This is a genomic window from Pedobacter gandavensis (genome assembly GCF_014172405.1).
Lineage (GTDB): Bacteria > Bacteroidota > Bacteroidia > Sphingobacteriales > Sphingobacteriaceae > Pedobacter > Pedobacter gandavensis.
Map to the genome: position 1 here is coordinate 22,859 of NZ_WNXC01000003.1, position 10,924 is coordinate 33,782.

Annotated in this window: 7 protein-coding genes; 2 read left to right on the forward strand and 5 right to left on the reverse strand. The window is 40.0% G+C overall.

Annotated elements, in window-relative coordinates; all coding sequences use genetic code 11:
• The first annotated feature begins 68 nt into the window (after window positions 1-68).
• Window positions 69-986 carry a sugar phosphate isomerase/epimerase family protein gene (locus GM920_RS10355; protein ID WP_182956707.1) on the forward strand — a complete coding sequence of 306 codons (918 nt, stop codon included), beginning with the start codon at window positions 69-71 and terminating at the stop codon, window positions 984-986.
• A 94-nt stretch (window positions 987-1,080) separates the two neighbouring features.
• Here the strand turns inward: GM920_RS10355 and ettA are convergent, their stop codons facing one another.
• The gene (ettA, locus tag GM920_RS10360) at window positions 1,081-2,760 is read right to left on the reverse strand and encodes an energy-dependent translational throttle protein EttA (protein WP_182956710.1); all 1,680 of its coding nucleotides are present in this window, start codon (window positions 2,758-2,760) and stop codon (window positions 1,081-1,083) included.
• Window positions 2,761-3,294: 534 nt separating this feature from the next.
• On the opposite strand from ettA, the gene GM920_RS10365 reads away from it, so the two are divergent.
• Complete coding sequence (locus tag GM920_RS10365) at window positions 3,295-5,838, forward strand: ATP-dependent Clp protease ATP-binding subunit (protein WP_182956714.1); 2,544 nt, start codon at window positions 3,295-3,297, stop codon at window positions 5,836-5,838.
• Between the two features lie 104 nt (window positions 5,839-5,942).
• On the opposite strand, the gene GM920_RS10370 is transcribed toward GM920_RS10365, so the two are convergent.
• From GM920_RS10370 to GM920_RS10385, 4 genes are all read right to left on the reverse strand, one after another.
• A complete protein-coding gene (locus tag GM920_RS10370; RefSeq protein WP_182956716.1) occupies window positions 5,943-6,767 on the reverse strand; it encodes an alpha/beta hydrolase in 825 nt (274 codons plus the stop codon).
• A gap of 8 nt (window positions 6,768-6,775) precedes the next feature.
• A complete protein-coding gene (locus GM920_RS10375) occupies window positions 6,776-7,642 on the reverse strand; it encodes an ROK family protein (RefSeq protein WP_182956719.1) in 867 nt (288 codons plus the stop codon).
• Between the two features lie 276 nt (window positions 7,643-7,918).
• Entirely contained in the window at window positions 7,919-9,913 is a 1,995-nt protein-coding gene (locus GM920_RS10380; protein ID WP_182956722.1) for an OmpA family protein, read from the reverse strand.
• Window positions 9,914-9,928: 15 nt separating this feature from the next.
• Entirely contained in the window at window positions 9,929-10,924 is a 996-nt protein-coding gene (locus GM920_RS10385) for a PorP/SprF family type IX secretion system membrane protein (RefSeq protein WP_182956725.1), read from the reverse strand.

The window sequence follows — 10,924 nt, forward strand, 5'->3', positions numbered from 1 at the left end:
TTTAGAAAGTGTTTTTTTTACAATAAGAAATTAATACCTTGTAAGATCAACTCCTAAACCAAACGTAAATGAAAACAAACGACCGTAGAAAATTTCTTAAAGATCTGGGCTTATTGTCTGCAGCTGCAGGTCTTTCATCTGTTATCCCTTTGGATAGTTTTGCTTTCGAAAAGAAAGAGTTTTTCCAGATTTCTCTGGCTGAATGGTCTTTTCACAAAGCGCTGTTTGCTGGAAAGCTGACAAATATGGACTTCCCATTAAAAGCTAAAAAGGAATTCGACATCCATATTGTAGAATACGTGAGTCCTTTCTTCAATAAGAAGGAGACTGATAAGGCTTATTTAAAAGAACTTAAAGACCGTACGGACAGTGAAGGCATTCAAAATCACCTGATCATGATTGATGGTGAAGGTAGTTTGGGAGATTCTGATGCTAAAGCGAGGTTACAGGCCGTAGAAAATCACTATAAATGGATTGAAGCTGCCAAATACCTGGGTTGCAAAACCATTCGTGTCAATGCTGCAGGAAAAGGTACAGCCGAGGAAGTAAAAGCTGCAGCAATTGATGGTTTAGGAAAATTAAGTGAATATGGAAAGCAGCATAAGATCAATGTGATTGTAGAAAACCATGGTGGATATTCATCGGATGGAAAATGGCTTTCTTCAGTTATTAAAGCGGTGAATAGCCCTTATTGTGGTACCTTACCTGACCTTGGAAACTTCAGAATCAGTCCAGATAAAGAATATGATAAATACCTTGGGGTAAAAGAATTGATGCCTTATGCCAAAGGGGTTAGTGCCAAAACTCATGACTTCCTTCCTGATGGAGAAGAGAAAGACATTGACTATACCAAGATGTTTGAAATTATCAAAGCGGCAAAATGGTCCGGAATTGTAGGTATCGAGTATGAAGGTTCCGTATTATCAGAAGATGAAGGCGTTAGAAAAACCAAAGAATTATTGGAAAAAATAAGGCGTAAATTTTAGTCTTAATTGTAGCCTATCTAGAAAGCTATTTTATATTAAAAGTGGCTGTTTCCTTTCGGAACAGCCACTTTCTATTAAGATTAAAATCAGATACTTATACCAGTTTTTTATATTTCAGACGGTGTGGGGTCACATCGCCTAATCTTTTCTTACGATTTTCTTCGTAATCACTATAGTTACCCTCGAAGAAGTAAACCTGAGAATCACCTTCAAAAGCAAGAATATGGGTACAGATACGGTCTAAGAACCAACGATCGTGACTAATCACTACTGCACAGCCACCAAAATTCTCTAAAGCTTCTTCCAGTGCTCTTAGCGTATTTACGTCAATATCATTGGTAGGCTCATCCAGTAACAATACGTTGGCGCCTTTTTTCAGCGTAATGGCCAGGTGAACCCTGTTGCGCTCTCCACCGGAAAGTACACCTACTTTTTTCTGCTGATCACCACCATTAAAGTTGAATTTAGAAACATAAGCTCTTCCACTTACTGCTTTATTGCCCAACTGAATGTTATCTAAACCATCAGTAATGTTCTCATAAACGGTTTTATCCGGATCAAGGTCATTGTGCATTTGATCCACATAACCTAAAGCTACGGTTTCCCCTACGCGGAAAGTTCCGGTATCCGGAGTTTCTTGTTGCGTGATTAAGCGGAACAAAGTAGTTTTACCTGCACCATTGGGCCCGATGATCCCAACAATACCAGCAGGAGGTAAAGAGAAACTTAGATTTTCGAACAACAACTTATCACCATAAGCTTTAGTAATGTTATTCGCTTCTATCACGACATTACCTAATCTTGGACCAGCGGGGATAAACAGCTCCAGTTTATCTTCTCTTTCTCTAGAATCTTCAGAAGCCAGCTTATCATAGTTTGATAAACGCGCTTTAGATTTGGCGTGTCTGGCTTTTGGTGCCATACGTACCCATTCCAACTCACGCTCCAATGTTTTCTGACGTTTGCTTTCTGTTTTCTCTTCTTGAGCCAGTCGTTTAGCTTTCTGCTCTAACCAAGAAGAATAATTTCCTTTCCATGGAATACCCTCACCTCTGTCTAATTCCAGAATCCATCCAGCTACATTGTCAAGGAAATACCTATCGTGGGTTACTGCGATTACAGTTCCTTTATAGTCTTTTAAGAATTGCTCTAACCAATCGATACTTTCGGCATCCAAGTGATTCGTAGGCTCATCCAATAGTAATACATCTGGCTCTTGAAGTAATAAACGGCACATCGCTACACGACGGCGCTCACCACCAGACAATACACCGATTTTAGCATCTGGGTCCGGACAACGTAGGGCATCCATTGCACGCTCCAGTTTGTTATCCAATTCCCAAGCATTACAAGCATCAATTTTATCTTGCAACTCGCCTTGTTTGGTCATCAGTTTATCCATTGCATCAGCATCTTCATAAACTTCAGGTAATCCAAATTGTTCGTTGATCGACTCGTATTCTTTCAGAATTGCTGTAATTTCCGCTACTCCTTCTTCTACGACCTCTCTAACGGTTTTATTTTCGTCCAGGATTGGTTCCTGAGCCAGGTAACCAACGGTGTATCCAGCAGAAAAAACGACTTCTCCCTGGAAGGACTTGTCCAAACCGGCGATAATTTTCAAAAGGGAGGACTTACCAGATCCATTCAAACCGATTACGCCAATTTTGGCACCGTAAAAGAAGGAAAGGTAAATGTTCTTTAGAACTTGCTTTTGGGGTGGATAAATCTTATTTACCCCCGCCATTGAAAATATTATTTTTTCGTCTGACATAGTTACTGATTATAATTCATGCCTATATAAAGGCGGTTACTTTATTGATTGAATATTTTAATGGAGATCTATCTCCGTATCTCCGCAAAGATAAGCAGGAAAAGTCCATTATAAAATTTGTTTAGCAGATATACAACCAATTCCTGGCGCCCCGGGAAGGATTTCAATACCTATAGATATCTACATACCTTAGCAATACAAATCATCCCCTTAAGCCATCTCGCCAAAATAAAGAAAAACCATGACTCAATTCGCCAAATCATGGAGAGAAATTATGTTACAACCTATTGAACCTGAAAAAGAAAGCATGATACTCTACTTAGAAAATCGTATATTTATGCTGACATATTTGCTTATGGATTAGGGAAAGTGGCCAATTAAGTCAGTAATTAGTAAGATTCATGAAATATCGGCAGTTCCAACATCCGTTTCCTTCCCTATGGCGTAATTGTTGATAAAATAAAAGAATCGGGGGCTGCCTATTTATAAAACAAATTTTATAGTTTAGAGCATTCCCGATTTAGAAAGGTATATATGGAAGCTAAATTTTCTCCACAAGTAAAAGACGTGATATCTTTTAGCAGGGAAGAAGCCCTGAGATTAGGTCACGATTACATAGGCGCAGAACATCTTTTGTTGGGCCTTATTCGCGAAGGCGATGGTATGGCCATAAAGATATTAAAATCGCTGGGTGTAGACACTTCAAAACTTCGTCGTTCAATAGAAGACTCTGTTAGAGGTACGTCCAGTGTAACGGTCAACCTGGGGAATATCCCATTGACTAAGCAAGCCGAAAAAGTTTTAAAAATTACGTATCTGGAGGCTAAAATCTTCAAGAGCGACCTGATTGGAACAGAACACCTGTTACTGTCGATCTTACGTGATGATGATAATATTGCTTCTCAAATCTTATTGCAGTACAGCATTAATTACGAGATTTTCAAACAGGAAGTTGAAGTGAATAAAAACGGTTTCAGAGATGAGACTCAAAATAGCGCCTCAACTGGTGGTGATGATGATTATCGTGAAGAAGAGAGCTTTAGTAGCCCTAAAAAGGTTTCGGACATTAAATCTAAGACTCCGGTATTAGATAATTTCGGAAGAGATTTGACGAAAGCGGCTGAGGAAAACCGTTTGGATCCTATTGTAGGACGTGAAAAAGAAATTGAGCGTGTATCTCAAATCTTATCCCGTCGTAAAAAGAACAATCCGATTTTAATCGGTGAGCCTGGAGTAGGTAAATCTGCGATTGCAGAAGGACTTGCTTTACGTATTGTTCAACGCAAGGTATCCAGAGTATTGTTCAACAAACGTGTGGTTACTTTAGACCTGGCCTCGTTAGTGGCAGGCACTAAATACCGTGGTCAGTTTGAAGAACGTATGAAAGCGGTGATGAATGAGCTGGAAAAATCTACGGATGTGATCTTGTTTATTGATGAGATTCATACGATTGTAGGTGCTGGTGGTGCTTCAGGCTCATTAGATGCGTCGAATATGTTCAAACCTGCTTTGGCAAGGGGCGAGATTCAATGTATTGGTGCAACTACATTAGATGAATACCGTCAGTATATTGAGAAAGATGGCGCTTTAGACCGTCGTTTCCAAAAGGTAATGATTGAACCTGCTACACCTGATGAGACCATTGAGATCTTGAATCGTATTAAAGAAAAATATGAAGATCACCATGGAGTAACTTATACAGATGAAGCAATAAATGCTTGTGTGGCCTTGACATCAAGGTATATCACTGATAGGTTTTTGCCAGATAAAGCCATTGATGCTTTAGATGAGGCGGGTTCCAGGGTACATTTAACCAATATTCACGTTCCTGAGAACATTATTGAAATTGAAAACAAGATTGAAGAAATCAAGCTTGAAAAGAATAAAGTAGTAAAAAGCCAGAAATACGAAGAGGCTGCAAAACTGAGGGATACTGAAAAGAATCTTTTAGAGGAGCTGGATCGTGCTAAAGCAGAATGGGAAGCTGATACTAAAACCAAACGTTATACCGTAACAGAAGATAACGTGGCTGAGGTAGTTTCTATGATGACTGGTATTCCATTGCAACGTGTAGGACAAACAGACAGTGTAAAACTGTTGAATATGTACGAGACAGTAGCAACGAAAATTATCGGTCAGGATGAAGCGATTAAAAAGCTAACCAAAGCCATTCAACGTACCAGAGCTGGATTGAAAGATCCGAAAAAACCGATTGGTTCCTTCATTTTCTTAGGCCCTACCGGTGTTGGTAAAACAGAATTGGCGAAAGAACTTGCACGTTTCATGTTTGACAGCGATGATTCCCTGATTCAAATCGACATGAGTGAATATATGGAGAAATTTGCGGTATCCCGCTTAGTGGGTGCGCCTCCAGGATATGTAGGTTATGAAGAAGGTGGACAACTGACTGAAAAGGTACGTCGTAAACCATATGCGGTAATTCTATTGGATGAGATTGAAAAAGCGCATCCTGATGTATTCAATATCTTATTACAAGTATTGGATGAAGGGCAGCTGACAGACAGTCTGGGTCGCAAGGTAGATTTTAGAAATACGATCATTATCATGACTTCTAATATTGGCGCACGCCAGTTGAAAGACTTCGGACAAGGCGTTGGTTTCTCTACTACAGCAAAAACAAACCAGGTAGATGCACATTCAAGAGGTGTGATTGAAAATGCTTTAAAACGTGCTTTCGCTCCGGAATTCTTAAACCGTGTAGATGATGTGGTTGTTTTCAATACTTTAGGTAAAGATGAAATCTTCAAAATCATTGACATTGAGTTGAAATCGTTGTTTGGTCGCGTACATAACTTAGGTTATGAAGTGAAATTAACAGATAGAGCAAAGGACTTTATCGCAGATAAAGGATTCGACATTAACTTTGGTGCAAGGCCGTTGAAACGTGCTATTCAGAAATACCTGGAAGATCCTATCGCAGAAGAAATCTTAAAAGGGGAAATTAATGACGGCGATACGCTGGAAATTGACTACAATAAAGAAGATGATCTGATTGTTGTAGAGAATAAAAGCCCAGGTAAGAAAAAGAAAAAAGAAGAAGAAGGTAGTATTGAGTAATACGCCCCTTATCTGATAAATGACAAGCCCCTTGCTGTTGAAAGTAAGGGGCTTGTTTATTTAAATATTATATAGACCTGAACTGTGCAATCTGGCTGATCGGATCAAATGTTCCCTTTATTAAAGAAATTACGGAAATACAAAAGCTGATAACCTACCGCAATTTTCCAATAATCAAAATTATGTGCTCCTGGTCTGATGGTAAAATCATGGGGAATATTATGGTAGGTCAAATCCTCATCCAATTTCTTATTCACAGCCAAAAAGAAATCGTCCTTACCACAATCAATAATTAATGCCAATCGATTAGGAACAAGTAGATAAGTCATATTCAGCACACTATTTGCTTTCCAACGTTCTGGATGATTGGCGTAACTACCTAATCTCTTGTCCAAATCCCATTTACCTGGAAAAGGGCTCAGGTCTACCCCCCCACTCATGCTCCCCGCAGCACCAAATATATCCTGATGCTTAAAGGCGAGGTACAATGCGCCATGACCACCCATACTTAATCCGGTAATTGCACGAGCTTTACGATCTTTAATCGTCTTGTATTTGGCATCTATTTGTATTGGAAGCTCCAGACTTACATAAGTCTCATATTTCCATTTTGGGTCCTCCGGACTGTCAAAATACCAGCTGGATTCATTCCCATCCGCACATACCAGAATCATTTGAAATTCGTCAGCATACTTCTTTATATCCGGCACATAATTTACCCAGCCACTATAGCTATCTCCATGTCCATGTAGCATATAGACGGTAGGAAAACTCTTTTGCTGGTCATAATTATCTGGCAGGACTACTACCGCTTTAATGTTCTTTTTCATTGCAGTGCTATACGTCTGCAGTGTATCTACCTTCGCCGCAAGGGCAATAACAGGACTAAGCAGGCCCAATAACCCTGCAATAAAAAAGTATTTCTTCATATATTTATTTAAGCCAATGCATTCGCTGCACCTACCAGTGCCGCATCTTCCCACATTTCACTTTGTCTGACCACTACTGATTTATCGATAATTTTAGCAGTTAAGGCTCCAATAAAATGATCCCATGTTTTTGCGATATTACCACCGATCACTACCACTTCTGGTTTTTCCTGTGCGATAAAATCATTTAGAAAGATACTTAGATTGTCTGAAAATTCTTCGAATATTTCATTTTTAACAGCGATATCGGCTACCTCTAACAAGACTTCTACATTTTTAACTTCCGCTCCGGTAATCTCTTTATACCTTTTCAAAAACCATCGTGTGGAAATGTACTCTTCTGCGATGCTATCTTTAAAAGGACGAAATGCCCAATTCATATCAACAGTTACACCTGTTCCGTTACTTGTAGAACCTAGACCAGTGCCCAGGGTGATGCCAATTGCTCTTTCCTTATCCGCAGCAGCCCCAGACGCCAGTTCGCCTCTTAGGAATGCCTCAGCATCATTTATGAACACAATATCAGCTTCAGGGATTCCCAGACGTTGAGCCAAAATTTCCTTTACATTTATTCCATATAAAGCATCATATTTTTCCTGATTCTGCATCATAGAAATCCCTTTTTCATAATCAAAGGGACCTGGCATCGCAATACCGATCTTAGTGTTTTCACCGTTAGCACGTATAATCAATGAAGAAAGCACATTCAACCAGGATTTTAGAATCACTTCTGCTGTATCCATAGCGGCTACCCTTTCCCTTTTCAGCGTATTTTCAATTACCTTAAATGTGGTTGCGTCAACATGAGCAGCTGTAATGTGAGAGCCTCCTATATCCACACCTATATAAGGAAGTTTTGTTGAATTTGAATTCATTGTATTCGTCGTCTATTTTTTAAAATCTCAGCAAATTAAATAATTCCTTTTAGATTATCTAATTGTTATTAAATAGTTTTAGCAGTATTTACAAGCTATATAATTCCAAAAATAACTCGCTAAAATGCAAATCGATTTCTCCTCCTATTGCCAGAAGATGAGTCTAAAAAGCCCTGGAGGGCAACAGGCACTATCTTCGAGAAAAAATCAGGTTAAACAAAAACAGCCTGCCTTCTTTAAAAAAGAAAACAGGCTGTTTTTGTTTAATCGAAAAAACTAGTTTTTGATAATTTTAAACTCAGTTCTTCTGTTCAATTGATGTTCTGCGTGACTACATTTTACCCCATTCCCGCATTGATTGAGCAACATGGTTTCGCCATATCCTTTAGCACTGATACGGGAATGGTCAATACCACGATCAGTCAGGTATTTTGCCGCAGCATTTGCTCTTCTTTGGGACAACCATTGGTTGTATTGATCGGAGCCCCTACTGTCGGTATGTGATCCAAGTTCAATCGTAATTGCCGGATTTTCTTTTAGAATGGCCAACAATTTATCCAACTCTTTTGCGGCATCGGGTCTAATGTTGGACTTATCGAAATCATAATAGATGTTCTTCAATACATAGGTCTTGCCTGGCTCAAACTTCTCCTTATTCAGGAAAGCCTGCATCGTTAAGGTGTCAGACTTAGTCAATCCTTTAGTACTAATTGTTTTCAATTCTTCAGCATAACCCAATTTACCAAAGCTTACTTTATAGTCCTGGTCTTTAGCCAGGCCGAAGAAGAAATTACCATCCTGGGCAGTCAACTTAGTATTCAGCTGTTTTCCATCACCGTCGGTTAAAATTACGGACACATCACCTAAACGAGCCTTACTTTGCTTGTCAAATACACTACCTGACAAAGCCAATATCATCATCGGAGGCTGCTCATCAGAGAAACTATAAATATCATCATCTCCGGCACCACCTTGTCTGTTAGAAGACAAATATCCGAATTTACCGTCCTTTGTGAACAAATAAAAATCATCACTGGTGGAATTCAGTGGGTATTTTAAATTTTCCGATTTACTCCATTGCGTTCCCGATCCCTTACTTACATAAAGATCATAGCCACCCATACCAATCTTACCTTTAGAAGCGAAAAACAGCTCCCCATTGGGGCCTATTGTTGGAAAAGTATCTTCTTCTCCAGTATTGATTTCAGCACCACAATTTACCGGTTTCCCCCAACTGCCATCTGCTTGCTGTTGGCTAAACCAGATGTCTGACTTGCCAAATCCTCCAGGCATATCGGAAGCAAAATAAATCAGCTTTCCATCTTGAGCCACTGCGGCATGGCCTAGAGAATAGGCTTTCACATCATTGTAGGGGAAAGATTTCAAGTCCCATTTATCCCCATTTTCCCTGGCGATTAACAGCTCCAATCTACGGGTGTATAAACGATCTGCACCTTTGGTTTTATCCAGAGGAATCACCGCTGCTGGCGCCCTGGTGGCGATCGTCACATAAGCAATATCACCGGTACTATTGAACACGACTGGCCCAACATGATACTCCGCTTTGGCAGGTCTATTGGCTTCAGTAACGATTGCAAGTTCTCCTTTTAACTGGCCATCTGCAGTTGCACTAAATAATTTCAACCAGGGATTCCCATTCCATTTAGATAAATCCTTGCCTTTGGTTTCTCTGGCCAATGGACGTTCGGAGGTAAAGGCCAAGCCATCATTGCCATAGGCTGTTAATCCCCAATCCGCAGATTTGGTGTTTAAAGATTCCATATTTTTAATCTTTACAGGTCTTGGTGTTTTGATCCACAAAGCTGCACTATCACAAGAAGCTATCTTTAAAGCCAGCTCTTTTGGATGACCATCAAACTCAGCATACTTCATATAAGCTGACTTGGCAAGGTCGAACTTTTCATTTCTTTGCAAGGCTTCTGCGTAATAATAATAGCTCAAAGGACTGGCTTTGGGATTTAAAACCACTTTCGAATACCATTTTTCTGCCTCATCGTATTCGTTCATCATTCGATAACACGCAGCCAATTGCTCTAATACTTTGAGGTCTGGATTTTTTCGTTCTGCCAATGGCAGATACAATCTGGATGCAGGGTAGTACTCATAACGATTGAAAAACACATCTGCTTGTTGTTTCCGACTCAGTTGCTCTTGAGCCATCCCATAATTCCCTAAAAATAGCGCCAGTATTCCGATGATCAATAACCTGGTTATGGAACGATCTGGACTTTTAAATGCTGTTCTGTTCATATATTTTTATGATGCTTAAAAGTAACGTGGACTCAATACCCTTGCCTTCTTACCTGGGAAACTCATGCTCAATGAAAATTCATGGGAGCCACTTTGGTAGCTGGAAAGCTTGCTTGTTGTGTAGTCATAGGAATAACCCAACCGGAAGCGATTACTCATTTGAAGCTCTACAATTCCGGCAATCGCATCACTATGACTCAATCCATTCTGCAAATTTTTCTTATCCCATAACGCAACTCCTGTACGATAGGAGGCGCCCAACCAGACCACCTTACTGATCAACAAATAAGCGTTTAGATCTAAATTTGTAGGGCCTTTAAAATCCTCTTTCAGCATAAAGCTGGGCTTCAGATCCAACGATTCCGTCAACGGAATCATAACTCCACCCGTTACATAAAGGTGGCGAACCTGTCGAAGCACTTTATAATCTCCTTCTGTAGCGATGTCATTTCCTCTTAAGCCGGACAATAAATCCAGCACGGAAGCACCGATATAAAATTTCGGAGTATAAAAATAAACACCAACCCGCACATCTGGTCTCAGTTTACTCTCATTTCCTAATGGGATTACGCCATCTCCTGGATCCGTAGAAATAAACTTCGAACCATCCAGGTTATACTGCGTCGCTCCTGCACCGATACCAAAACTCAAGCGCTTGGTATCTTCTGCATCCAATTGTAAACGATAAGCATAATTCACATAAAAGGCCGAAGTATTTTGGGGGCCCAAACGATCTGTACTCGCAATAAATCCAAGCCCCATCTTCTTCCCTTCCTGATCTGTTAATCCATCAAAAGAGGCGGTACCAGTACGCGGAGCGCCATCAATACCTACCCATTGGGACCGGAAGCTAAAATTTGCTGTCCATTCTTCTTTATAACCGGCATAAGCAGGATTTACAGCCAAACCATTAAAAACATACTGACTGAATTGGATTGTCTGCTGTGCGTATGCACTGCTCATCCCTAGTACGAGCAGTGATACTAAACCATATTTCTTTAAATCTCTCAT